The 23,814-nt window shown below is 41.9% G+C and carries 22 protein-coding genes and 4 pseudogenes; 25 read left to right on the top strand and 1 reads right to left on the bottom strand.

Going from position 1 to position 23,814, the window contains the following annotated elements; translation table 11 throughout:
- The first annotated feature begins 7 nt into the window (after positions 1 to 7).
- The gene (locus Len3610_RS21690; protein ID WP_369693644.1) at positions 8 to 745 is read left to right on the top strand and encodes an aspartate kinase; all 738 of its coding nucleotides are present in this window, start codon (positions 8 to 10) and stop codon (positions 743 to 745) included.
- A 175-nt stretch (positions 746 to 920) separates the two neighbouring features.
- Here Len3610_RS21690 and Len3610_RS21695 read toward each other — a convergent pair whose 3' ends face one another.
- A complete protein-coding gene (locus Len3610_RS21695) occupies positions 921 to 1,163 on the bottom strand; it encodes a hypothetical protein (protein WP_369693645.1) in 243 nt (80 codons plus the stop codon).
- A 230-nt stretch (positions 1,164 to 1,393) separates the two neighbouring features.
- Here Len3610_RS21695 and Len3610_RS21700 point away from each other — a divergent pair, with 230 nt between their 5' ends.
- The 24 genes and pseudogenes from Len3610_RS21700 (at position 1,394) to Len3610_RS05235 (ending at position 23,813) form a co-directional block, all read left to right on the top strand.
- Positions 1,394 to 1,468 carry a hypothetical protein gene (locus tag Len3610_RS21700; RefSeq protein WP_369693680.1) on the top strand — a complete coding sequence of 25 codons (75 nt, stop codon included), beginning with the start codon at positions 1,394 to 1,396 and terminating at the stop codon, positions 1,466 to 1,468.
- A gap of 223 nt (positions 1,469 to 1,691) precedes the next feature.
- Entirely contained in the window at positions 1,692 to 2,018 is a 327-nt protein-coding gene (locus Len3610_RS21705) for a dihydrodipicolinate synthase family protein (protein WP_369693646.1), read from the top strand.
- Entirely contained in the window at positions 1,978 to 2,124 is a 147-nt protein-coding gene (locus Len3610_RS21710; protein WP_369693647.1) for a dihydrodipicolinate synthase family protein, read from the top strand. Before Len3610_RS21705 ends, Len3610_RS21710 begins: the two co-directional genes overlap by 41 nt.
- A 156-nt stretch (positions 2,125 to 2,280) precedes the next feature.
- Positions 2,281 to 2,944, top strand: a pseudogene (locus tag Len3610_RS05135) (ClpP family protease); the annotation flags it as partial.
- Positions 2,944 to 3,147, top strand: coding sequence for a YlzJ-like family protein (locus Len3610_RS05140; RefSeq protein WP_176447005.1), 204 nt, complete (start codon positions 2,944 to 2,946; stop codon positions 3,145 to 3,147). The pseudogene Len3610_RS05135 and the gene Len3610_RS05140, both read left to right, overlap by 1 nt.
- Positions 3,148 to 3,381: 234 nt before the next feature.
- Positions 3,382 to 3,603 carry a hypothetical protein gene (locus tag Len3610_RS05145; protein ID WP_176447006.1) on the top strand — a complete coding sequence of 74 codons (222 nt, stop codon included), beginning with the start codon at positions 3,382 to 3,384 and terminating at the stop codon, positions 3,601 to 3,603.
- Between the two features lie 197 nt (positions 3,604 to 3,800).
- Positions 3,801 to 3,986: a hypothetical protein gene (locus Len3610_RS05150; protein ID WP_176447007.1), complete on the top strand. Its 186-nt coding sequence runs from the start codon at positions 3,801 to 3,803 to the stop codon at positions 3,984 to 3,986.
- Between the two features lie 206 nt (positions 3,987 to 4,192).
- Positions 4,193 to 5,520 (top strand): annotated as a pseudogene (locus Len3610_RS05155) (DNA translocase FtsK); the annotation flags it as partial.
- Positions 5,521 to 5,827: 307 nt separating this feature from the next.
- A pseudogene (locus Len3610_RS05160) lies at positions 5,828 to 6,544 on the top strand (GntR family transcriptional regulator).
- A 150-nt stretch (positions 6,545 to 6,694) separates the two neighbouring features.
- Positions 6,695 to 7,757, top strand: a pseudogene (locus Len3610_RS05165) (BMP family protein).
- 148 nt (positions 7,758 to 7,905) lie between these two features.
- Positions 7,906 to 9,435, top strand: coding sequence for an ABC transporter ATP-binding protein (locus Len3610_RS05170; RefSeq protein WP_176447008.1), 1,530 nt, complete (start codon positions 7,906 to 7,908; stop codon positions 9,433 to 9,435).
- On the top strand, positions 9,432 to 10,478 hold the full coding sequence (locus Len3610_RS05175) for an ABC transporter permease (protein ID WP_176447009.1): 1,047 nt from the start codon (positions 9,432 to 9,434) through the stop codon (positions 10,476 to 10,478). Before Len3610_RS05170 ends, Len3610_RS05175 begins: the two co-directional genes overlap by 4 nt.
- Positions 10,479 to 11,438, top strand: coding sequence for an ABC transporter permease (locus Len3610_RS05180; protein WP_176447010.1), 960 nt, complete (start codon positions 10,479 to 10,481; stop codon positions 11,436 to 11,438).
- A 257-nt stretch (positions 11,439 to 11,695) separates the two neighbouring features.
- Positions 11,696 to 12,985, top strand: a complete 1,290-nt coding sequence (locus tag Len3610_RS05185; RefSeq protein WP_176447011.1) for an EF-P 5-aminopentanol modification-associated protein YfmF — start codon at positions 11,696 to 11,698, stop codon at positions 12,983 to 12,985.
- On the top strand, positions 12,978 to 14,261 hold the full coding sequence (locus tag Len3610_RS05190) for an EF-P 5-aminopentanol modification-associated protein YfmH (protein ID WP_176447012.1): 1,284 nt from the start codon (positions 12,978 to 12,980) through the stop codon (positions 14,259 to 14,261). The genes Len3610_RS05185 and Len3610_RS05190 overlap by 8 nt, the downstream gene beginning before the upstream one ends.
- Before the next feature lie 9 nt (positions 14,262 to 14,270).
- Positions 14,271 to 14,993 carry an elongation factor P 5-aminopentanone reductase gene (locus Len3610_RS05195; protein WP_176447013.1) on the top strand — a complete coding sequence of 241 codons (723 nt, stop codon included), beginning with the start codon at positions 14,271 to 14,273 and terminating at the stop codon, positions 14,991 to 14,993.
- Between the two features lie 73 nt (positions 14,994 to 15,066).
- On the top strand, positions 15,067 to 15,324 hold the full coding sequence (locus tag Len3610_RS05200; RefSeq protein ID WP_176447014.1) for a DUF3243 domain-containing protein: 258 nt from the start codon (positions 15,067 to 15,069) through the stop codon (positions 15,322 to 15,324).
- A gap of 362 nt (positions 15,325 to 15,686) precedes the next feature.
- A complete protein-coding gene (locus tag Len3610_RS05205) occupies positions 15,687 to 16,478 on the top strand; it encodes a YmfK family protein (protein WP_176447015.1) in 792 nt (263 codons plus the stop codon).
- Between the two features lie 104 nt (positions 16,479 to 16,582).
- Positions 16,583 to 17,515, top strand: a complete 933-nt coding sequence (locus Len3610_RS05210) for a helix-turn-helix domain-containing protein (RefSeq protein ID WP_176447016.1) — start codon at positions 16,583 to 16,585, stop codon at positions 17,513 to 17,515.
- An 82-nt stretch (positions 17,516 to 17,597) separates the two neighbouring features.
- Positions 17,598 to 18,176 (top strand): CDP-diacylglycerol--glycerol-3-phosphate 3-phosphatidyltransferase, encoded by a 579-nt coding sequence (gene pgsA / locus Len3610_RS05215; protein WP_176447017.1) that lies wholly within the window; start codon positions 17,598 to 17,600, stop codon positions 18,174 to 18,176.
- Positions 18,176 to 19,420 (top strand): competence/damage-inducible protein A, encoded by a 1,245-nt coding sequence (locus Len3610_RS05220; protein WP_176447018.1) that lies wholly within the window; start codon positions 18,176 to 18,178, stop codon positions 19,418 to 19,420. The genes pgsA and Len3610_RS05220 overlap by 1 nt, the downstream gene beginning before the upstream one ends.
- A 181-nt stretch (positions 19,421 to 19,601) precedes the next feature.
- On the top strand, positions 19,602 to 20,645 hold the full coding sequence (gene recA / locus Len3610_RS05225; RefSeq protein ID WP_176447019.1) for a recombinase RecA: 1,044 nt from the start codon (positions 19,602 to 19,604) through the stop codon (positions 20,643 to 20,645).
- Between the two features lie 714 nt (positions 20,646 to 21,359).
- The gene (gene rny, locus Len3610_RS05230; RefSeq protein ID WP_176447020.1) at positions 21,360 to 22,925 is read left to right on the top strand and encodes a ribonuclease Y; all 1,566 of its coding nucleotides are present in this window, start codon (positions 21,360 to 21,362) and stop codon (positions 22,923 to 22,925) included.
- Positions 22,926 to 23,015: 90 nt separating this feature from the next.
- On the top strand, positions 23,016 to 23,813 hold the full coding sequence (locus Len3610_RS05235) for a TIGR00282 family metallophosphoesterase (protein WP_176447021.1): 798 nt from the start codon (positions 23,016 to 23,018) through the stop codon (positions 23,811 to 23,813).
- Position 23,814 lies beyond the last annotated feature (1 nt).

The raw sequence follows: 23,814 nt of genomic DNA on the forward strand, positions 1-23,814 counted from the left end.
TGAAACAATGCAGATATTAGTCCAAAAATTTGGTGGCACATCTGTTCAGACTGAAGAAAATCGTCATCATGTTATCAGGCACATTAAAAATGCACTCATGAACGATTATAAAATAGCCGTCGTTGTATCTGCATTAGGTCGAAAACCCGATCCGTACGCAACTGACTCGTTGCTGGATCTGGTTGGCTTCCCGAAAAATTATAATTCCAATCGTGAATTGGATATACTAATGTCATGTGGTGAAACAATTGCATCTGTCGTATTGTCAAATGAACTGCAAAAAAACCATATCAATGCCACAGCTTTGACAGGGGCTCAGGCAGGATTCATTACAAATGATGATTTTAATCAGGCAAAAATCAAAGAAGTAAAACCGGATCGTGTTCTGGATGAATTTAACAACCATGATGTTATCGTGGTTGCCGGTTTCCAGGGTCAGACTTCTGAAGGTGAAATAACAACGATCGGCAGAGGCGGGAGTGACACAACTGCCGCCGCAATGGGGGCTGCACTGAATGCAGAGCGGATTGAAATTTTCACTGATGTTAATGGGATAATGACGGCTGACCCGAATATGGTGTCAAAAGCCAGGCCGCTGGATATCGTGACCTACACGGAAATAAGCAATCTTGCATATCAAGGGGCAAAAGTGATCCATCCAAGAGCTGTGGAAATTGCAATGCAGGCAAAAATCCCGATGCGTGTACGATCGACTTATGTTGAGGATGAGGGCACGCTGAATTAAGGAATTCCAGATTGGAGCAAGAATCACCGGAAAATGCCCCTGATCATGTTCCTTCAAAATAACACAAATAAAACCAGACAAAAAAAATGAAAACTCATGTCTCCAGTCTGATGTTTTAAAGCTTATGGCTGAAGCAGTATTTCTGTTGACTTTATCAATATTTCACCTACCGGGGTTATTTATACGGTTCCGGATACACACACAAAGACAGCTGCAGACACTTGGCTTTTATCCGGAAATCACTGAAAACTGTGCCTAAAGTTTCCGCAGTCGGTGCAGGAATGACCGGCGTACCGGTGTCCGCATCAAAAATCGTACAATCGCTGACAGATGCCGGTTCAATACTTGCAATCAGCAGATAGTCACACAACCCATTTGTGCTATTAAAAATGTGAAAACGGCAGTAAATGCATTGCATGATGTTTTTGCACTGAACATTGCGGATAGAAATCCTGTATAAGTGTTGTAGTGAGCCGATTATAAATGACTGCTGCAATCACCTGTGAACATTCTTAAAGAAAGGTGTTATGTCCATGGATTGTAGCGTATTGACAGCGATGGTAACGCCATTTGATGCGCATGGGCAAATTGATTTTATAAACAACACAATTAGTTGAATATCTGCTTGACAATGGAACAGAAGGCTTGGTGTTGGCGGGCACAACAGGCGAATCGCCAACGCTTTCAACAGAAGAAAGAATAGCTTTCAGACATACCCGTTAAAGATGGATAATCGGGTGCCATAGCCGGACTGGGAGCAACAATACGAACGCGTCGATTGCATTAACAAAAGAAGCTGAAAAAACGGGAAGTAGATGGGATAAATGGGGGCTCCTTACTATAATAAAAACCGAGTCAGGAGGGCTTTACACCATTTGCAGCAATTGCCCAATGAGACAGCATTACCGATTATACTTTACATATCCCTGGTCGGTCAGTTGTAAAAATGGATGCAAATACGATTATCCGTCTAAGCAAAATTGATAATATTGTATCTGTAAAAGAAGCAAGCGGTGATCTTGATCAGGCAGCCGAAATAATTGAACAAACTGATGATTTAGTGTTTACAGTGGTGGAAGACAGTATGACATTGCCACTTGCTTTCATTGGTGCAGGTGGTGTTATTTCGTGGTATCGCATATTGCCGGCAATGAAATGCGGATATGGTGAGTGCCTATCAATCCGGAAATCCGTGAAAGCCCGCCTCGATACATCGGCAATTGCTTCCGGTTATGAATGGTTTGTTTGCCCAGCCTTCACCCGTACCGGTTAAAACAGCATTGAATATGAAAGGAATCGATGTAGGCAGTGTTCGCCTGCCACTGATACCTCTGACGGATTCGGAAAGTAACATTTTGAAAAGGTTAATCGAACGTTAAAAATATCGGCCACTTGCCGATATTTTATTGCATGCATGGTCGCCTTATAGGCATACACAACTCACAGAGCTGTTTAAAATGGATTAGTAATGAAGAAGAGTGTCCATACATGGAAACATCAAAGAAAGATAATCAAATAGGACAGGCGAAGGACAATCAGCCTCTGTTCAAAGATTCAGCCAGTTAGGCCAATCCAATGTTCCACAAGCACCTGATTCCAATATTCATGTATTGTCGATCATTGGACAAGTGGAAGGGCATGTGCAATTGCCCGCACAGAATAAAACGACCAAATATGAACATATGCTGCCGCCAGTCGCAACAAAATCCCCAAAATAGAGGGATTGATTGTTCTATTGAATACAGTTGGCGATGTGAGGCCGGTCTGGCATTGTCGGATGATTTCTTCCATTTCCAAACCAACTGTTTTCAATTGTATTAGGCGGCGGACATTCCATTGGTGTTCCGATTGCGGCTCAGCCGATTACTCTTTATAGCACCAACCGCAACGATGACAATTCATCCGATCCGGCTGAATGGCTTAGTGATTGGTGTACCGCAAACGTTTGAATACATGGATAAAATGCAGGATCGCGTAATTGATTTTGTTGTCCAGCATTCAAACATTGAAGAAGAGAAGTTTAAAGAGCTTATGTTTGCTAAAGGAAATCTGACCAGGGATATTGGAACGAACGTTATTGGAACAGATGCTGTCGACTATGGATTAATCGATGGAGTTGGCGGTGTCGGGCAGGCAATGGTCAAATTAAATGAAATGATTAAGGATAATCAGGGGCCGGAAAATCAGGTGATGCAGTAATGTTGTATACCCCATTATCGACAACAGATATTTTTCCGTCTTCAGAGCAGGAATTTCAAAAACGGCAATGTATTTCCCATAATGGAAAACAGTTATATGTTGAGGAAATGGAAGATGGTCAATTTCAAGTGCTGCAATTGCTTTCGACTGACCCCCAGGATTTTATGAATTCTGACTATCTGCCTGGCACTATTTTGCGGTAAATTAACGCTAAATATTGAAAAACTGTGCTTATAGGAACAAATTGTATTGAAAAACTTGGCTTTCACCGAGTCCCTTTTAATCGTGAAAGCCAAGGTTTGATTTATAAGGTTATCCTGAATTGATAAAAGCGACCCCTGCCTGCATGCCGGCAGGTTGACGGTAAGCTGCGAAATCCTAAAATCTCTGGAAGAAATAGAATATTATTCACGCCTTGATTAAGTGAGGTGAAAAATTTGGCAAAGAAAAAAAGAAGAAAAAAGAAAAGACAGTTAAATAAACAAGTGAAATTTGAACTGCTCGGACTGCTGTTTATATTTCTGGCTATTTTCGGCAGTGGAGCGAGTGCTATTAGTGACGGTGCGATCCCTGGCGGACTTGAACATATTTTCAGGTTTTTCTGGGAATCTGGTATTTCATTGCCTCACTGTTTTTGCTTGTTACAGGTATTGTTTTAATGATAAACGCAGTACCCTGATTTCACCAATAAGAAATAATAGGTTTTTATATCTATTTGCCGTACTCTACTGCTTACTCACATACAAACATATGAAAGATGCTTGTCTCATCGAAGAGGTATCGATTCTCGCGGCAACATGGGAAATTCTTTGCTTTCGTTGATGGGAGTGGCAATGCCATTCAAACGGGCGGCGGAATGATAGGAGCTATCTTATTTACGTTCTGCTATTATTTATTTTCCTCCGTTGGCGCCAAGATTGTGTCTGTTTTTTCTATTTTAATAGGTATTATATTTATGACGGAGTTTTCCTTAGGTCAATTTTTCTCTAAATGGAGTGAACGACTTGCTGAAATGGGAAAATCAGTAAAAGAACGTTTATAGCAACACGTCTAATCATAATCAGTCAGATAATGACGCATTAACATATGCAGCCGTGACGCATCATGAAACTGAACAGGACGAGCCTGTTATTCAGGATTCCACGGATGGTGGCCTATTCATTCGACACACAGGAATCAGAAGCTGATAGTGCTCCGACTGATACAGACAATGCAGATAGCACAGAAGTAAAAGAGCAGGACAGCCCGCTGCCAATGACGGAAACTGAAAATCATGAATACGAGTTACCATCGCCGAATCTGCTGGCTGAACCAAAGCAAAACTCACAGCAGCAGGAAAAATCACAAATTCAAGCAACCGTCAGAAAACTGGAACGGACATTTAATAGTTTTGGTGTCAAGGCAAGAGTTACAAAGGTACATGTCGGGCCTGCTGTCACAAATATGAAGTGTATCCGGACGCTGGTGTCAAAGTAGCAGATTGTTATTTACATGAACGATTTAGCCTTGGCGCCGGCAGCCAAGGACATTCGTATGGAAGCACCAATACCAGGCAAGTCAAGCTGTTGGTATTGAAGTTCCAAATCAGGAAATTGCAAAGGTTTCATTGCGGGAAGTTCTGGATACGACGTATCGGAACAATCTCCAAACCTATATTTGCTCTGGCCGTGATATTTCAGGGATGCGATTATATCTGAATTAAGCAAATGCCGCATATGTAATTGCCGGTGCAACCGGAAGCGAAAGTGTGTGTGTCAATGGTATCAATTACGACCATTTTGATGCGGGCTAAACCACATGAGGTCAAAATGATGATGATCGATCCAAAAAAAGTGGAGTTAAACGTCTATAACGGTATTCCACATTTATTGACACCCGTTGTAACCGATCCGAAAAAAGCGTCAAGGGCACTGAAAAAAGTGGTAGCGGAAATGGAAAGAAGGTATGATTTATTTTCGGAAACAGGCACACGTAACATTGAAGGATACAATGAGTATATTCGAAAGTATAACCAAACGGCATCAGAGGATGAAAGACAGCCTAATCTGCCTTATATCGTTGTATTAGTTGACGAGCTGGCAGATTTGATGATGTCGCTTCAACGATGTTGAAGATGCATTACAAGGCTTTGCCCCAGATGGCAAGGCTGCCGGCATTCATTTGATTCTTGCCTACACAGGCGGCCATCGTGGATGTCATTACAGGCGTTATTAAAGCGAACATCCCTTCACGAATCGCATTCAGTGTCTCTTCAGCAACCGATTCCCGGACCATCCTGGACGCTGGTGGTGCTGAAAAACTGTAGGCGCGTGATATGCTGTTTATGCCAGTCGGATCATCGAAGCCTACAAGGGTACAAGGGGGCGTTTTATCCGATGAGAAGTCGAACGGATTGTTGACCACTGCATCGAACAGCAAAAAGCGTCTTATCAGGAAGAAATGATCCCGGAAGACAAGTTAAGTTGTCTCGGATGTCGATGATGCGTTATATGATGATGCTGTAACAGTTGATAACTGAAAATGCAGAGTGCCAGGTATCCATGCTGCAGCGACGCTTCCGAATCGGCTATACACGGCGGCACCGATAATCGACCGCCATGAAGATCGTGTATAGTTGTCCCTATGAAGCAAACACGGACTGTCCTTGTTCCCAGCCCAGTGAAGAAAAGACATCATACGATCCATGAAACGGACATTTCCTGTTATAGGATGTCGTTTTCAAATGGACAACCTTAACTCTCTAGTAATTTTGAAAAACTTTGCCTGAAATCTATTTATTTATTTTGTAGGACATGTTATATTTATGTCGAACTATCGATAGTCATACGTCAGATGTCAGATCTCTAATAGGTTGTACACACTATAAAATGTAAGGTGAACATCATGTCGCTGAAAATAGATTCACGTCACTTATACTTACAAGTTATTGATCAAGTTAAACGTGAATATGAAAGCGTAAATTAAAACCAATCAAAAATTGCCTTCTGAATTTCAGCTGTCAAAGGATTTAGGCGTATCTCGTGCGACATTGCGTGAAGCTTTGCGTATTCTTGAGGAAGAAAACATCGTTACACGCCGGCATGGTGTAGGTACTTTTGTTAACCCGAAACCTATTTTCTCATCAGGCATTGAACAATTGAACAGTGTTACATATATGATCGAGCAGTCCGGGAAAATACCGGGATCACAATTCCTGTCAACTGAATTTCTGGAACCGACGGAGGATGAGCGATCAAAATTTGCACCAATAGAAATCAGCACATTGGCAAAGGTAGAACGTGTGCGGACAGCAGATCATGAGCCAGTGGTATTTTGTATTGATAAATTGCCGGAAGGATTAATACCTTTAGACCGTGTACACAGGGCAGACTCCATATTTAAATTGATGGAAGAATTTTCGGGAAAAACGATAGCTATGCTGTACTATATCGAACCTGTCAGTTATCAGGACCGAATCTATGAAGTTTGAAATTGTGACCCCGAGCAATCATTATGTATTGAAGCAAATGCACTATACCCATGATGATGAACCGTACTCTATTCTGCAAATTTCTCCGTTCTGATGTATTCAGCTTTCATGTTTTACGGAAACGCGTGTAAAGGATTTCATACTCTGTTTAGGGAGGTGATGTCAACATAAAAAGTAAATGTTGATGCAGTAAGTTCCGTCTATCATTATTATTTAAAATCAGGGGGTTTTAATCGTGAAAAATCGCAAAATTCTGCTGTTAGCTTTATACTGACCGTCGGATGCTATTGGCAGCGTGTGGCGATGGGTGATCTGAAGGAGAAGATACAGGTTCTGGCAATGGTAATGTTCAGACAATGAAGCGAGTGAATATCTGATTTCTCAGCTGCAATGGTAACAGACGTTGGCGGTGTTGATGACAAATCGTTTAACCAGTCTGCGTGGGAAGGACTCACAGCATGGGGCGAAGAGCATGGTCTTGAAGAAGGTGAAGGATATGACTATGCCCAGTCAAATAATGATTCTGACTATGCGCCAAACTTAAATCGTCTTGTACGCGAAGACTATAACATGGTCTTTGGTATTGGCTATTTATTGGAAGATGCGGTTAGTGATGTTGCTGAACAATACCCGGATACAAATTTCGCCATTGTTGACTCTGTCGTTGAAGGTGATAATGTAGCCAGTATTACATTTGCCGACCATGAAGGTTCTTTCCTGGCAGGTGTTGCGGCTGCTCATAAAACAAACACAGATAAAGTCGGGTTTGTCGGCGGAACGGATTCCGACCTGATTAACAAATTTGAATCCGGTTTCAGAGCAGGCGCCAAAACAGTCAACCCGGATATTGAAATTGATGTTCAATACGCAGAAGCTTTTGATGCACCGGACGATGGAAAATTGATTGCCAACAGTATGTATAATGATGATATCGATGTTATTTATCATTCTTCCGGTGCGACAGGCAATGGTGTGTTTGCCGAGGCAAAAGACATTAAAAACAATGAACCCGATCGTGAAATTTGGGTCATTGGCGTTGATCGCGACCAATATGAAGAAGGCGAGATTGGCGACCAAAACGTTACGTTGACATCTATGATCAAACGTGTGGACAACTCTGTTCAAGAAGTAAGCAACATGGCCATGAATGGTGAATTCCCGGGCGGTGAAGTGCTCGAATTTGGCGTTGAAGACGAAGGTGTCGGTCTGGCGGAAACGCATGAAGAGGCTTATACGGATGAGATCGCTGAAGCCGTTGATGAATGGAAACAACAAATCATTGATGGTGAAGTAGACGTGCCGCAAACACACGAGGAACTGGACGACTATTTGAATTCATTGTAAACCTATAGAAAAAGGCTGGTAAAGGCCAGTCTTTTTCTTCTTAATTTAGCGTCAATTAATTAAAAATTTTCAAATGAAAAGCTGATCTCAGCCCCTTTTCATTTGGCAATTTTTAAAATGAACAGCCAGAATAAAGGAGTGATCACACGTGGATTATGTGGTGGAAATGTTAAACATACGCAAGGAATTTCCTGGTGTTGTTGCGAATGATAATATAACACTTCAATTAAAAAAAGGTGAAATTCACGCCCTGTTAGGTGAAAATGGTGCCGGGAAATCAACATTGATGAATGTGCTTTTTGGACTGTACCAACCGGACAAAGGTGAAATTCGTGTGAACGGGGAACCAGTAAATATAACGGATCCAAATGTTGCAAATGATCTGGGAATAGGGATGGTCCACCAGCACTTTATGTTAGTTGAGCCATTTACCGTCACACAAAATATTATTTTAGGAAGTGAACCAACAAAATTTGGTAAAATCAATTTAAAAAAAGCCGAAAAGGAAGTTCAGGAACTTTCTGACCGATATGGCCTGCGGGTTGATGCAACTGCCAAAATCAGTGATATATCAGTAGGCATGCAGCAGCGTGTCGAAATTCTCAAAACGTTGTACCGCGGTGCAGAAGTCCTGATTTTTGACGAACCCACTGCTGTATTGACACCGCAGGAAATTACTGAATTGATGGAGATTATGCACGCGTTAACTGCTGAAGGCAAATCGATTATTTTAATTACGCATAAATTGAAAGAAATCATGGAGATCAGTGAGCGGTGTACGGTTATCCGGAAAGGTAAAGGAATTGATACATTAAATGTGGCTGAGACGTCCGTGACCGAGCTTGCTTCACTGATGGTGGGCAGAGATGTCAGTTTCAAGATTGAAAAAAAACCTGCTGAACCAAAGGGAACGGTCCTGAGTATTCAAAATTTAAGCGTGAAGGATAAACGAAAAGTTGACATGGTCAAAGGGATGGATTTGGAAGTACGTGCCGGAGAGATTGTTGGGGTTGCCGGTGTGGATGGCAATGGACAATCGGAATTGGTGGAAGCCATTACTGGGCTGCAAAAATCTGAATCGGGAACGGTTCGATTAAACAATAAGGATATTACAAATCTATCACCCCGAAAAGTGACAGAAAGCGGTATTGGACATATACCACAGGACCGGCATAAATATGGATTGGTACTGGATTTTACAGTGGGGGAAAATATGGTTCTGCAGACGTACTATCAGAAACCATACTCCAAATATAAGACGCTCAACTATAAGGAAATTTACCAAAAAGCTGAAGAGCTGGTTGACGAATATGATATTAGAACGCCAAGTGTCTATACGAAGGCCCGGGCTTTATCAGGCGGCAACCAGCAAAAAGCGATTATTGGACGAGAGATTGACCGGTCTCCGGATTTATTGATTGCAGCGCAGCCGACAAGGGGATTGGATGTTGGTGCGATTGAATTTATTCATAATCGATTAATTGAAGAACGTGACAAAGGAAGAGCTATTCTATTAATCTCGTTTGAACTGGACGAAATTATGGATTTAAGTGATAAGATTGCTGTCATGTTTGACGGAAAAAATATCGCCGAAGTGAAACCGGAAGAAACGGATGAAAATGAATTGGGCTTATTAATGGCTGGAAGCACGAAAGAGAAGGCAGGTGGTCAGAAGTGAATACCAATAGACTTTTTAATTTACTTGTGCCCCTGATATCGGTACTAATCGGGCTGGTGGTTGGCGCACTTATTATGCTCGGCTTCGGTTATAACCCAATTACAGGGTATATTGCATTGTGGAATGGTGCGTTTGGTGATGCTTACTACGTTGGTGAAACTGTCCGCCAAGTGACACCTTACATATTTACCGGTTTGGCAGTAGCATTTGCTTTCAGATCCGGATTGCTTAATATTGGTGCTGAAGGTCAGGTTATTGTAGGATGGCTTGCTGCGGTATGGATTGGTACAACGGTTGAAGCCCCGATGTATATTCACCTGCCTCTTGCCATTATCGTTGCGGCACTTGCGGGTGCTGTTTGGGGCTTTATTCCCGGTCTTTTGAAAGCAACCCGCGGCGTACATGAAGTGATTGTAACGATTATGTTAAATTATACTGCTTTATATTCTGCCAATGCGATCGTCCGCAGTGTTCTTTCCGATAATGAGGATAAAACCCCTGATGTGGCGGGAACAGCATCACTGGCTTCGGAATGGTTTCAGAATATGACGTATTTTTCACGGATGCACTATGGTATTTTTATTGCCTTATTTGCAGCTGTTATCATGTGGTTTATTATCGAACGGACGTCTCTGGGATATGAACTCAAGGCAGTCGGTTTTAATGAACATGCTTCGAAATATGCCGGTATGAATGTTAAACGGAATATTATATTATCCATGGTCATTGCCGGAGCATTTGCCGGATTGGCCGGTGCCATGGAAGGGTTAGGGACATTTGGCTATATGTCTGTGCAATCAGGTTTTAACAATCTTGGTTTTGATGGGATAGCAGTAGCACTGTTAGGCGCCAATACCGCTATCGGCGTTGTGTTTGCGGCCATTTTGTTCGGAGCGCTTAAAGTTGGCGGCTTAAATATGCCGACAGAAGCAGGGGTGCCTACTGAACTGGTTGATATTATTATTGCACTGATCATTTTCTTCGTTGCCTCAGGTTATATTATTCGCTGGGTCATACTTCGCTTTAAAAAGGAGGAGAAATAAATGGGATTTGTTGATCTATTACAGTCGATCATTCCACCGGCACTTTTCTTTTCAGCACCCTTAATATTTACAGCATTGGGCGGAGTATTCAGTGAACGGTCCGGCGTTATTAATATTGGATTGGAAGGTCTGATGGTCATGGGAGCGTTTGTCGGTATTGTATTTAACCTTACGTTTGCCGACGTATTTGGCGCTTGGACACCATGGGTATCGATCATTGCCGCTGCTATTGTATCAGCCATATTTTCGCTGATTCATGCAGTAGCTGCCGTTTCATTCCGTGCAGATCAGGTCGTCAGCGGCGTTGCGATTAACTTTTTGGCGCTTGGTTTAGGTGTGTTCCTGACAAAGCAATGGTACGACAAAGGTCAAACCGACATGGTATCACAACAATTTTTCACCCGTGATATCCCGTTGCTCGCAGATATTCCGATCATCGGCGAAATATTTTTCCAGGGTATTTACTTAAGCTCTTACTTAGCTATCGTTCTCGCTGTTGTCGCTTGGTATGCACTCTATAAAACGCCATTTGGATTGCGGCTCCGTTCTGTCGGCGAACATCCAATGGCAGCTGATACGAACGGGATAAATGTTTACAAAATGCGTTATGTTGCTGTTATCCTGTCCGGAGCCCTCGGTGGTCTTGGCGGATCAGTATTTGCTTTAACAATTGCGTTAAACTTTTCTCACGCGACCATTGTCGGTCAAGGTTTCATGTCTCTGGCAGCTGTCATTTTTGGAAAATGGCATCCATTGGGGGCAATGGGAGCTGCATTATTCTTTGGTTTTGCCCAGAGCTTGAGTGTTATCAGCGGTGGTGTCCCACTGCTTGAAGACGTTCCGCAAGTATTCCTGCTGATTGCACCGTACGTCTTAACAATCCTGGCCCTGGCAGGGTTCATCGGACGCGCCGAAGCACCAAGAGCCAACGGAGAGCCATATATAAAAGGAACGAGATAATAAGCAATAAATTAAGAAAAAACGCTGACGCGTCTTTTCAGATGCCAGAGGTCGGATTGGAAGAAATCGGCGAGTTAGCCGATTTCCATATTGACAACGTCATCCGAGATTTTATACTTTTCGATTTAAAACAGCTTGCGTTTTAATCATGAGCCTGAGTTGCTTGGAAGAAAAGTAATTCAGGTTTTTGCTATAATATATATAATGTGAGCTACACTAAAGAAAGAACGGATATTATTACATAAGGAGGATCCTGAATGAACGGAGCCTATGAGAATGCAGTGAATGAACAAGGCGTTCGGTTCCATATTGTACCAACGAAAAAATTTAAAACCATATCCATTACGGCTAAATTCAAAGCACGATTATCGCGTGATACGATAACGAAACGTGCATTACTGCCGCTTATTCTTCAGCAGGGAACAGAATCATATCCGGATCGAAGTGCACTTCAGATTAAACTGGATAGTTTGTACGGAGCGGTTTTAACCATGAATAGCTCCAAAAAAGGTCATTATCATATTATGACAATCAGCCTTGAAACGGCCAATCAGAAATTTATTTCGGATGAATCCGCCATTATGGATGAAGCCATTGCGTTATTAAAGGAAGCTATTTTTAATCCAAATCGTCAACAAGATTCTTTTTTTCCATCAGTTGTCGCCAGGGAGAAAGATACACTAAAACAGAAAATCAATGCAATCGCCGACGATAAAATGCGTTATGCTAATATGCGGCTGCTTGATGAAATGTGCAGTGAAGAACGCTATAAGCTGCATGTACATGGCTACGTTGAAGATCTTGAATCGATCACACCTGAAAATCTGTATGCTTACTACTGTTCGATGCTGCAGGAAGACCAGCTCGATATTTATGCAGCAGGTGATGTAGACCGTAACGAAATGGAAAAGAAACTGAAATCGGTTTTTCATCGTGATGACTATAACAGATCAGTGGCCAAAGAGGATGACACAGAAAAACTTGTGAACGAGCCTCAAACAATCGTTGAAAAACAAAATATTCAACAGGCAAAATTGCACTTTGGCTACCGAACGCATATAGCCTTCCAGGATCATGACTATTTTGCCCTGCATGTTTTTAACGGGCTGTTTGGCGGATTTCCAAGTTCAAAATTGTTTACCAATGTCCGGGAAAAAAATAGTCTTGCTTATTATGCAGCCTCAAGGTTTGAAAGCCACAAGGGATTGTTGTTTGTTTTCAGTGGTATTGCGCCTGAAGATTATCAGCAAGCACGGGAAATTATTGAGCAGCAGGTGGAGGCCATGAAAAACGGCGACTTTACGGAAGAAGAAATGGCTAATACAAAAGAATTAATTGTTAACCAGCTGCTTGAAACCATGGATCATTCTAAAGGGATGATTGAACTTATGTACCAGCAGGTTGCAGCCGATACTGAGCGGTCACCAGATGCGCTGATTGATGGCATCAAGAATGTCAGTAAAGATGAGGTTGTTCAGGTTGCGAATAAATTAATGTTGGATACGATTTACTTATTGACCAATCAAGGGGGCGATACGGATGAATAAACTGTCATATGACCATATTGAGGAAGTTATTTATAAGGAAAAACTAAGAAATGGTCTGTCCGTCTTTCTGCTGCCTAAACCTGAAATGGCAAAAACGTATGGGATATTTTCAACTGATTATGGTTCAATTGACCAGACGTTTGTACCCATTAATGGCACCGAACACGTTACAGTTCCGGAGGGTGTTGCCCATTTTCTGGAACATAAAATGTTTGAAAAAGCGGATCGCGATGTATTTGACGACTTTGGCAAACAAGGGGCATCAGCTAATGCCTATACGTCCTTTACCAAAACAGCATACCTGTTTGCAGCAACCAATCATATCGAACAAAATGTTGAAACATTACTTGATTTTGTTCAGGATCCATATTTTACAGAGGAATCAGTCGAGAAAGAAAAAGGTATTATCGCTCAGGAAATTGAGATGTACAATGATCAGCCTGATTGGCGATCGTTCACGGGAACATTGAAGGCTATGTTCCATCAGCATCCGGTAAAAATTGACATTCCGGGTACGGTCGATTCGATTCAGACAATGACAAAAGATGATTTATATACGTGTTATAATACCTTTTATCATCCGGAGAACATGACGCTGTTTATTGCCGGTAATTTTGATGTGCAGCAAATGATGGATTTGATCCGGCACAATCAGGCATCCAAGGATTTCGCCAAAATGGAGGATATCAATCGTGCATACCCCAAAGAGCCCGATTCGGTTGCTGAAAAAGAGAAAAACATAACAATGCCTGTTCAGGTTCCGAAATGCACGGTCGGCATAAAAGAATCATCATCTGAACTCACTGGTGAGGCGTTTTTAAAACAGGATTTGCTGCAGGATATGGTTGTTGATTTTTACTTTTCCAAAGGTGGGCCGTTTTACCAGCAGCTCTATGATCAGCAATTGATTGATGCCAGTTTTTATTTTGATACAAGTCTGGAGAAAAATTTTGGGTATACATTTATCGGTGGTAATACAAGTGAACCGGATCAGTTTGCAGATAAAGTCCGTGAATTGCTCGGGTCCACTAATAATAAAGTGTTCAGTGCTGAAGAAGTCGAGCGTATGAAGAAAAAGAAAATCGGACAATTACTGCGTGCGATGAATTCATTGGAGTTCATGGCAAACCAGTATATACACTATGATATCGTCGGTGTTGATTTATTTACCATTATTCCGTTTATCCAGTCATTGACGGTTGATGATTTTAATGCATTTGTACAGAGTTGGATTGACGATAAGCGTGTAGCGGTTTGCAAAATAGTGAATGAGTAGGGGATTTTAATGGGGAGAAACGTACTGATTATTGGTGCGAGCGGTGATATTGGCACCGCGATTGCCAAACAGCTGGCTGAGGAAGGCTATCAGCTGATATTGCATTATTATCAAAATAAACAGGCAATGGAAGATAATTGGGCGAATTTAGAGGCGGAGTCCATTTTAATGGACATACAGGCGGACTTAAGTAACACAAAAGGCATCAGCCATCTTATAAGCCAGGCTGTATTTCCTGTTGATGCCATTATTTTTGCTGGTGGTAATGCACATTATGGTTTATTTCAGGATATGAACGAAACGTTAATGGACCGAATGCTCACGCTTCATGTTAAGGCTCCCTGGATGATTACAAAGCATCTATTGCCCTCGATGATTCAGCATAAACAAGGCAGAATTATATTTATAACGTCGGTTTGGGGGGAAGTTGGTGCCGGTAATGAAGTGGTTTACTCTTCTGTTAAAGGAGCACAAAACAGTTTCGTTAAAGCACTGTCTAAAGAAACTGCTCCTTCCGGTGTAGCAGTGAACGCAGTCAGTCCGGGATTTATTGATACAAAGATGAATCAGCAGCTGCTGCGTGAGGAAAAAGAAAAGATTATTCATGATATCCCGGCTAACCGTGCCGGTACCTCAGATGATATCGCTCATACGGTCAGCTTTTTGATGAGCAAACAATCCGATTACATACATGGCGAAATCATTCATGTAAGCGGCGGCTGGAGATCGTAATAAATCCTATGCATAAACAGGCACATAAATCAAATACTATCCATGTAAAAAAATTTGAGGGAGGCAGATTGACATGTCCGTTCTTGATAATTTTGACACATGGAAGGCATTTTTGGCTGACAGACTACAGCAGGCAGAGTCCGAGGGTATGGGTCAGGAAACCATTTCAAATATGGCCTATGAAGTTGGCGATTATCTTGCAGCCAACACAAGCGCTAAAAATAGTGAAGAGGCTGTTTTACAGGAGATTTGGACTGCTGCATCTGAGGATGAAAGACATGCATTGGCCAGCGCAATGGTTAAACTTGTACAAAATCAGGGAAATGCATAAATGGAATAATCAGGTAAAGAAGCTGTATTCTCTCATGCAGCTTCTTTATTTTTTCCCGATTATTGCATTAATCTCCTTTTCTTCATACCGAAAATACTTTATTATAGTAATATAACGTGAAACTTCATTCAGTGGAGTGAATTTCTCCAATGATACCAAGGTACAAAGGCTAAAGGCTCGAGCGTCCTGTGCGGGCGCCTCCCGTGACCTGCATCGTGCAGGCCCGAACAGAATCGGACCTTTATGGGCAGTTGTTATCCTCTCTAATTTTAGACTTTCTGCAATTTTGAAATGGGTAACTTACTGTCCGTTAAGGCGGGATAATCAGTTTGAATTCAGCATGCATATAAAAGGGGTTTACTATGGAGAAAACAGAATGGTACCTTGAATATGAGATACAATATAATCGTCCGGGTTTATTAGGGGATATTTCTTCTTTATTAGGAATGCTCTCTATTAATATCGTTTCGATTAATGGTGTAGCAAAATCAAGAAGAGGTATGCTGCTGCTTACCAGGGAAGAGGAACAAATTTTACGCCTGAAGTCGATTATGCAAACGATGGACACGATAAAGGTCACAAAAATCAGAAAGCCAAAACTGCGTGATAAACTTGCCGTAAGACATGGCCGGTACATTCAAAGTGACAGTGATGACAGTAAAACATTTCGATTTGTCCGGAATGATCTGGGAATATTAGTGGACTTTATGGCGGAGTTGTATAAAAAAGAAGGACATAAATTAATCGGGATACGCGGAATGCCACGTGTCGGCAAGACGGAATCAGTTGTAGCAGCCAGTGTTTCCGCCAATAAACGGTGGCTGTTCGTATCAAGCACTTTACTTAAACAAACTGTCCGCAGTCAACTTATAAAAGGTGAATATGATAGCAATCATATATATATTATTGACGGGATTGTTTCAACACGCCGCGCTAATGAAAAACATTGGGAGCTTATTCGGGAAATTATGCATCTTCCGGCAATCAAAGTTGTAGAACACCCTGATATGTTTGCACAATCCACCGAATATAGTCTGGATGATTTTGATTATATTATTGAACTCAGGAGCGATGAAAACGAGGAAATTACATATGAACCTGTTCAAAATAATCATTTTATCCAGGAAGATGGTTTTTCGATGTTTGATTTTTAACAGACAGGGAAATTATTTTGTTTACTGTCTGTATAAGTGCAACTAAGGATTTGGTATAAACGGTTGGCAATCAGCTAAGTTTTCTAAAATGGACGGTGTTTTGGATGGAGATAGGTGAAAGGTTAAAGGAAGCAAGAGAAGAACAAAATTTGTCTTTGGAAAGTTTGCAGGAGACAACCAAAATACAGAAAAGGTATTTGGAAGCAATTGAACAAGGCAATTTCAAAATCCTGCCAGGAACATTTTATGCCCGTGCATTTATTAAAGAGTATGCCTCAGCAGTAGGGCTTGATCCTAATGAATTACTCGAGGAATACAAAGAGGACCTTCCACAGACAGAAGAGGATAACAAAGAACATTATTCGCAAATTCACCGGTCACGCAAAGATAATAATCCCAGTAAAAATACAAATGTTTTTTCTTTCATACCAACTGTCATTGTTGTACTGCTAGTGATCGGTATCATTTTTATCGTATGGCTTTTTTTACAGGATTCATTTTCAGAAGATAGTACACAACCTGCCGGTACACAAGACGATAATGAAATTATCCGTGATTCTGATAGTGACAGTCAGGAAGATGGACAAACTGAAGACGATGGCTCCGCCGGCAGTGATGCAGAAAATGATTCACAATCCGAAAATAGTAGTGATGCGAACACGGATACCGAATCAGCTGAAGCTGAAGATTCACAACCTGAATTCGTGATTGAGGAAGAAGGAACAGGGAGTGCACCTGAATCTACTCTGACACTCGAAAATGCGAGTGACGATACAACAGCCGTAATTGAAGCAACAAACGACTCCTGGCTCGAAGTGGAAAATGATGCCGGTGAAAGTTTATTTTCAGGTATGGTCACCACTGACAATTCCCCTGTTGAAGTGGATTTATCAGAAGCAGATCGTGTGTGGTTCAGTGTCGGAAGTGCGCCGGCTTTGGATATAACGATTGATGGAACTGATTTGGAATATCCGGTTGATCCTGACGAAGAAGTATTTCAAAAAATTTGGATTAACATTGAAAGAGCAGGGGAATAATTCAAATCCAAAGGAACATTATTTCTAATAGCCCTTCCTTACTGTTAACGGGGAAGGGTTTTATATGCAGGAGGGAAACCTTGTGAATATACCAAACAAGATGACACTGTCACGAATTCTTTTAATACCGATTTTTATTATTTTGTTAACTGTTCCATTCAATTGGGGTGAATGGGACATTGGTGAAACAGTATTGCCTGTATCCCACTTTGCTGCAGCCTTACTGTTTATTATTGCAGCGGCAACTGATTGGGTTGATGGGTATTATGCGAGAAAAAATAACCTGGTTACAAATTTGGGAAAATTTTTAGACCCGCTGGCAGATAAACTGCTTATAGCTGCCGCATTGATTCTGCTGGTGGAACTGGGCCTGGCCCCTGGATGGGTTGCCATTATCATTATCAGCAGGGAGTTAGCTGTAACCGGTTTGCGTCTTGTTGCCGCGGGAGAAGGAATCGTACTGGCAGCGGGAAGCATGGGAAAATTAAAAACAGCGACCCAAATGATTGCGATAGCATTATTGCTTCTTCATAACTTTCCATTTTCATTTATCGCAATTCCGTTAGGCACGATAATGCTATATGCAGCTTTATTCTTTACGATCGCATCAGGTTATGATTATTTTGTGAAAAATTGGCATGTCATGAGGGATTCAAAATAATGAAAAACATTAGTGCTGAAATTGTTGCAGTTGGTACAGAGTTATTATTGGGACAGATTGCTAATACGAATGCACAGTGGATATCTGAAAAATTAGCATCAATTGGAATAAATGTTCATCATCATTCTGTTGTTGGTGACAACCTCAAACGCGTCGAAAATCAGTTTCGCGTTTCAGGTGACAGGTCTGATGTCTTAATCATCACGGGAGGCCTGGGACCGACAGAAGATGATTTGACCCGCGAAGCTTTTCAGCAAATTACCGGAATGGGCATCGTTGAACATGAACCATCCATGCGCAAAATTGAAGCGTATTTTCAAAATCAAATAGCGGACATGACACCTAATAACAGAAAGCAGGCACGTGTTTTTACCGGGGCAGATGTTATCGAAAATCAGACAGGAATGGCCCCGGGAATGATCGTCTCATTTGAGCGTAAAACATGGATTTTTTTACCTGGGGTTCCGCGGGAAATGAAACGCATGATGACAGACAATGTCCTCCCGCATTTGCAATATCTGTCGGGAGCAGATACCGTTATCAAATCATCAATGCTCCGTTTTATCGGGATTGGTGAATCATCCCTGGAACATGAACTGAGTGATCTGATTCAATGTCAGACAAATCCAACGATAGCTCCCCTGGCTCAAAATGAAGGTGTAGCCATCAGGTTGACAGCTAAAGCGGATAATGACGAAGAAGCAACTGCTGTTATTGACCGGACGAAACAGGAAATTCTTGATAGGGTTGGCGGGTATTACTATGGTGATGACGACCAAACATTGGCAGAAAAAGTGTTAGAATTACTTCAGCAGACAAATAAATCAGTCGGAGCAGCTGAAAGCCTTACGGGCGGTCAGTTCACTGATAAGTTAATTTCTGTTCCAGGGGCTTCAAACGTATGCCGTGGTGGAATTGTCTGTTATGATACGAAAGTAAAAGAGCGTGTACTGCATGTTAAACCAGAGCTTATTCAGCAATATGGAACGGTCAGTAAAGAATGCGCCCTGTCTATGGCTGAAAACGTCTGTTCACTTCTGGACGCGGATATCGGAATTAGTTTTACAGGGGTTGCTGGACCGGACTATAGTGAAGGGCATCCGCCGGGGACGGTGTTTATTGCTGTCTATACAACATCGGGAAAACAGCAGGCGGAAAAATATACGTTTCAGGGAGATAGGCAAACGATACGAAAACGTACGGTTTTAAAGGGTTATGAACTTTTATATAATTTGTTAAAATGAATTTATTGGCTCATAAAACACGTAAAAAATTCGTTTTTATCCTCGCGTTGCCTATTAAAATTCACTTTTCACACAATAAACGCCTTTAAAAAACGGGAACATTTATTCGTTTTATTCTTGGCAAATCCTTTAAAAAAGAGTATGATGTAACTAGCTCATTTAATATAAGGAGGTAAACTCGTTGGGAGATAGAAAACAAGCTTTAGACATGGCGTTAAAACAAATTGAAAAACAGTTTGGAAAAGGTTCCATTATGAAACTGGGTGAACAGGAAGGGCAGAAGGTGGCAACGATTCCAAGTGGTTCACTGGCTTTAGACGTAGCTTTGGGAATCGGGGGTTACCCAAGAGGACGTGTTGTGGAAGTTTACGGTCCGGAGTCTTCCGGTAAAACGACAGTCGCTTTGCATGCCATTGCTGAAGCTCAGCAGCAGGGTGGACAAGCTGCTTTTATTGATGCTGAACATGCACTTGACCCAACTTATGCCCGGGCACTTGGTGTGGATATTGAGGAATTGCTCTTATCACAGCCGGACACCGGAGAACAGGCACTGGAAATCGCTGAAGCCTTGGTACGCAGTGGAGCGGTTGATATAATTGTAGTAGATTCTGTGGCAGCATTGGTTCCAAAAGCAGAAATTGAAGGTGAAATGGGAGACTCGCACGTCGGTTTGCAGGCACGCTTGATGTCCCAAGCATTGCGAAAATTATCCGGGGCGATCAACAAGTCAAAAACGACTGCTGTCTTCATTAACCAAATCCGGGAAAAAGTTGGGGTTATGTTCGGAAATCCGGAAACGACTCCGGGCGGCCGTGCCCTTAAATTCTATTCATCTGTCAGACTGGAAGTGCGCCGTGCCGAAACACTTAAACAAGGAAATGACATGGTAGGGAATAAAACAAGATTAAAAGTTGTTAAAAACAAGGTTGCTCCACCGTTCAAACAAGCAGAGGTCGACATTATGTATGGTGAAGGGATTTCGAAAGAAGGCGAAATCCTGGACATTGGTTCGGATTTGGATATCGTTACAAAAAGTGGTGCATGGTATTCTTATAATTCAGAACGGCTTGGACAAGGAAGGGAAAATGCTAAACAGTTCCTCAAAGAAAATGAGAATGTCAAACAGGAAATTCATCAGGCCGTCCGCGGACATTATAATCTGGATGACACACCGGATGAAGAATCGGAAACAGAAGAACCCAATCAGGAAAGCCTGGATGTATAAGCATTGTCTAAATCCTTTGCCGGTAAATTAGCGGCAAAGGATTTATCATTTTAGAAAAGGATGAAAAAAATACTGGCATCCACTTTCAAGGATGGTGAATGCCGTTGTTTTTCAATTGAGGCTGTTTTCTAAAAGATTATTGTTCTTGCCATAAAAACTATAAACTGCGACACAACTTTTGAAAATGTCTTCTACTCTTTCATCGCTGGCTGCGGAAAATACTCCCTCTTTCCGCGGGGAACACGCTTCAGCCTCCTCGCTCGCGGCCAACACGATGTTGGGTCTCGGGAGGCCGTTTGGCTATTGACGTGGCGTTCTTAGCCTTGTTTCCTTAAGCGCTCGCTGCGGGGTCTTCAGACTGTTCCTTTCCCGCAGGAGTGTCGTATTTTTCCGCAGCTTTGTGTTGCGTTCTGTCCAAGCGAGAAAACATTCAATGTACAGAAAGTCAACACCAGCGGAGCGTATTTCCGGAGCGGTATTATAGCACACTTTTTCATTGTGTCGCATTTGACATCTGAAAAGACGCGACAGCATTTTTTCTTACATTCCATATGATTAACTGTTACGATTTCTTGACATTGGTTACTGGTAACAGTAAAATTAAATTGTATAATTTTCTATTTTATTATACAATAAGTTATTTATTATTGAACATTGTACATGCCGACAATAATGAATTAATTGTACAACTTTATAGCAATAGGAGGTGAAATCATGGACAATCCCTTAATCATCTCCATTTTGCTTGCCGTAATCCTGATCGTCGGTATTGTTGTTGGTTATCTGATTCGTAAATCTATTGGAGAAGCTAAAATTTCCAGTGCGGAAAATTTAGCTAAACAAATAGTGGACGAGGCACATCGAAATGCTGATGCTGCCAAGAAAGAGGCGCTTCTCGAGGCGAAAGATGAGAACCACAATCTTCGCCAGCAGACTGAAGAGGACTTACGTGAGCGTCGATTGGAAGTACAGAAACAAGAAAATCGTCTGATGCAAAAAGAAGAAAATCTGGACAGGAAAAGTGAAACGCTTGATGAGCGAGAAACGACACTGGAAGGAAGGGAAGAATCATTAACAGAAAAACAACAACAAATTGAAGAAATGGAAAGCAAAGTGGAAGCGATGCTTAACGAGCAGCAAACGGAGCTTGAGCGAATTTCCGGTTATACAACCGACCAGGCTAAACAGGTTATTTTGGAACGGGTTGAGCAAGAGGTTAATCACGAATCTGCTTTAATGATTAAGGAAGCTGAAAATCGTGCCAGGGAAGAAGCGGATAAGAAGGCCAAAAGCATTCTTTCACTAGCTCTGCAGCGCTGTGCTGCAGATCACGTTGCGGAAACGACCGTGTCTGTGGTCAACCTTCCAAACGATGAAATGAAAGGTCGAATTATCGGTCGTGAAGGACGTAATATTCGAACACTGGAAACACTGACGGGTATTGACCTGATTATTGATGATACACCAGAAGCAGTCGTGCTATCAGGGTTTGATCCCGTCCGCCGTGAAATAGCCCGTATTGCTCTTGAGAGACTTGTACAGGACGGAAGAATCCACCCGGCCAGAATCGAAGAAATGGTTGATAAAGCAAGACGCGATGTTGACGATTATATTCGCGAGGTTGGAGAAGAGACAACGTTTGAAGTTGGGATACACGGCCTGCACCCGGATTTGGTCAAAATACTCGGCCGCTTAAAATACCGGACAAGTTATGGTCAAAATGTACTGAAGCATTCCACGGAGGTCGCTTATCTCTCCGGATTGCTTGCTGCTGAATTAGGCGAAGATGAAACACTGGCAAAAAGGGCCGGCTTGCTTCATGATGTTGGTAAAGCCATTGATCATGAAGTTGAGGGAAGCCATGTTGAGATTGGTAAAGAACTTGGCGTCAAGTACAAAGAGCATGAAGTTGTCGTCAATTCGATTGCATCGCATCACGGTGACGAAGAGGCAACATCCATCATTTCTGTTTTAGTGGCAGCAGCCGATGCACTCTCAGCTGCCAGACCTGGAGCAAGAAGTGAAACACTGGAAAACTACATTAAACGACTTGAGCGATTGGAAGAAATTTCAGAGTCCTTTTCCGGTGTTGAGAAATCATTTGCTATTCAAGCCGGGCGAGAAATTCGAATTATGGTTAAACCTGATGAAATCAATGATATCGATTCTGTTCGAATTGCGCGTGATATTCGGAAGCAAATTGAAGGAGAACTTGAATATCCAGGCCATATAAAAGTTACTGTCATTCGTGAAACACGAACAGTAGAATATGCAAAATAAGCAAAAAAGCGGCTGTCAAGTCGCTTTTTTGCTTTACAGGGACATGCGATTATGAAACACTTAACTTACTTCATAGATAGGATGTGAACAATGAAAATATTATTTATAGGAGATGTGACAGGGTCTCCAGGCCGGGAAATGGTGGAGACGTATTTACCTAAATTGAAGGAAAAGTATCGTCCGAATATGACGATTATCAATGGAGAGAACGCAGCGGCCGGCAAGGGTATAAATAAAAAAATTTATAAGCAATTTTTGGAGTGGGGTGCCCACGTTATAACAATGGGCAATCATACATGGGACAAAAAAGAAATATTTGAATTTATAGATGATGCGAACAATCTGGTTAGACCTGCTAATTTTCCGGAAGGGACACCGGGAAAAGGCATCGTTTTTGTCAATATAAACGGGACGGAGGTTGCTGTTATAAATCTGCAAGGGCGGACATTTTTACCAGCCATCGACGATCCCTTTCGAAAAATGGATGATTTGATTAAGGAAGCGAAAAAGCGGACAAACATTATTTTTGTCGATTTTCATGCTGAAGCCACAAGTGAAAAACAGGCAATGGGATGGTATTTGGATGGAAAAGTCAGTGCAGTTGCAGGCACACATACACATACACAGACTGCCGATGAACGCATTTTGCCAAAGGGAACAGCATATATTACCGATGTTGGTATGACAGGTCCTTATGATGCCATATTAGGGATGGAAAGAGAAGCAGTTATGAAAAAATTTTTGACGAGTCTTCCGGTTCGTTTTGAAATTGATAAAAAGGGAAGAACTCAACTGAATGGACTGTTAATGACAATAGATGAAAAAACTGGAACCGCATCCAACATTGAGCGTGTGTTGGTGAATGATGACCATCCATTCGTTGACTGAG

Source organism: Lentibacillus sp. CBA3610, from assembly GCF_013373365.1.
GTDB lineage: Bacteria > Bacillota > Bacilli > Bacillales > Amphibacillaceae > Lentibacillus.

Bases quoted from the DNA above. Each gene is read 5' to 3' on its own strand.
- Len3610_RS05150 (WP_176447007.1), top strand. From the start codon at position 3,801: ATGATAGGAGCTATCTTATTTACGTTCTGCTATTATTTATTTTCCTCC.
- Len3610_RS05140 (WP_176447005.1), top strand. From the start codon at position 2,944: ATGTTGTATACCCCATTATCGACAACAGATATTTTTCCGTCTTCAGAG.
- Len3610_RS05195 (WP_176447013.1), top strand. From the start codon at position 14,271: ATGGGGAGAAACGTACTGATTATTGGTGCGAGCGGTGATATTGGCACC.
- Len3610_RS05190 (WP_176447012.1), top strand. From the start codon at position 12,978: ATGAATAAACTGTCATATGACCATATTGAGGAAGTTATTTATAAGGAA.
- Len3610_RS05210 (WP_176447016.1), top strand. From the start codon at position 16,583: ATGGAGATAGGTGAAAGGTTAAAGGAAGCAAGAGAAGAACAAAATTTG.
- Len3610_RS21690 (WP_369693644.1), top strand. From the start codon at position 8: ATGCAGATATTAGTCCAAAAATTTGGTGGCACATCTGTTCAGACTGAA.
- Len3610_RS05205 (WP_176447015.1), top strand. From the start codon at position 15,687: ATGGAGAAAACAGAATGGTACCTTGAATATGAGATACAATATAATCGT.
- Len3610_RS05235 (WP_176447021.1), top strand. From the start codon at position 23,016: ATGAAAATATTATTTATAGGAGATGTGACAGGGTCTCCAGGCCGGGAA.
- Len3610_RS21710 (WP_369693647.1), top strand. From the start codon at position 1,978: ATGAATGGTTTGTTTGCCCAGCCTTCACCCGTACCGGTTAAAACAGCA.
- Len3610_RS05220 (WP_176447018.1), top strand. From the start codon at position 18,176: ATGAAAAACATTAGTGCTGAAATTGTTGCAGTTGGTACAGAGTTATTA.
- Len3610_RS21695 (WP_369693645.1), bottom strand. From the start codon at position 1,163: ATGCAATGCATTTACTGCCGTTTTCACATTTTTAATAGCACAAATGGG.
- Len3610_RS05200 (WP_176447014.1), top strand. From the start codon at position 15,067: ATGTCCGTTCTTGATAATTTTGACACATGGAAGGCATTTTTGGCTGAC.
- rny (WP_176447020.1), top strand. From the start codon at position 21,360: ATGGACAATCCCTTAATCATCTCCATTTTGCTTGCCGTAATCCTGATC.
- Len3610_RS05180 (WP_176447010.1), top strand. From the start codon at position 10,479: ATGGGATTTGTTGATCTATTACAGTCGATCATTCCACCGGCACTTTTC.
- Len3610_RS05185 (WP_176447011.1), top strand. From the start codon at position 11,696: ATGAACGGAGCCTATGAGAATGCAGTGAATGAACAAGGCGTTCGGTTC.
- Len3610_RS21705 (WP_369693646.1), top strand. From the start codon at position 1,692: ATGGATGCAAATACGATTATCCGTCTAAGCAAAATTGATAATATTGTA.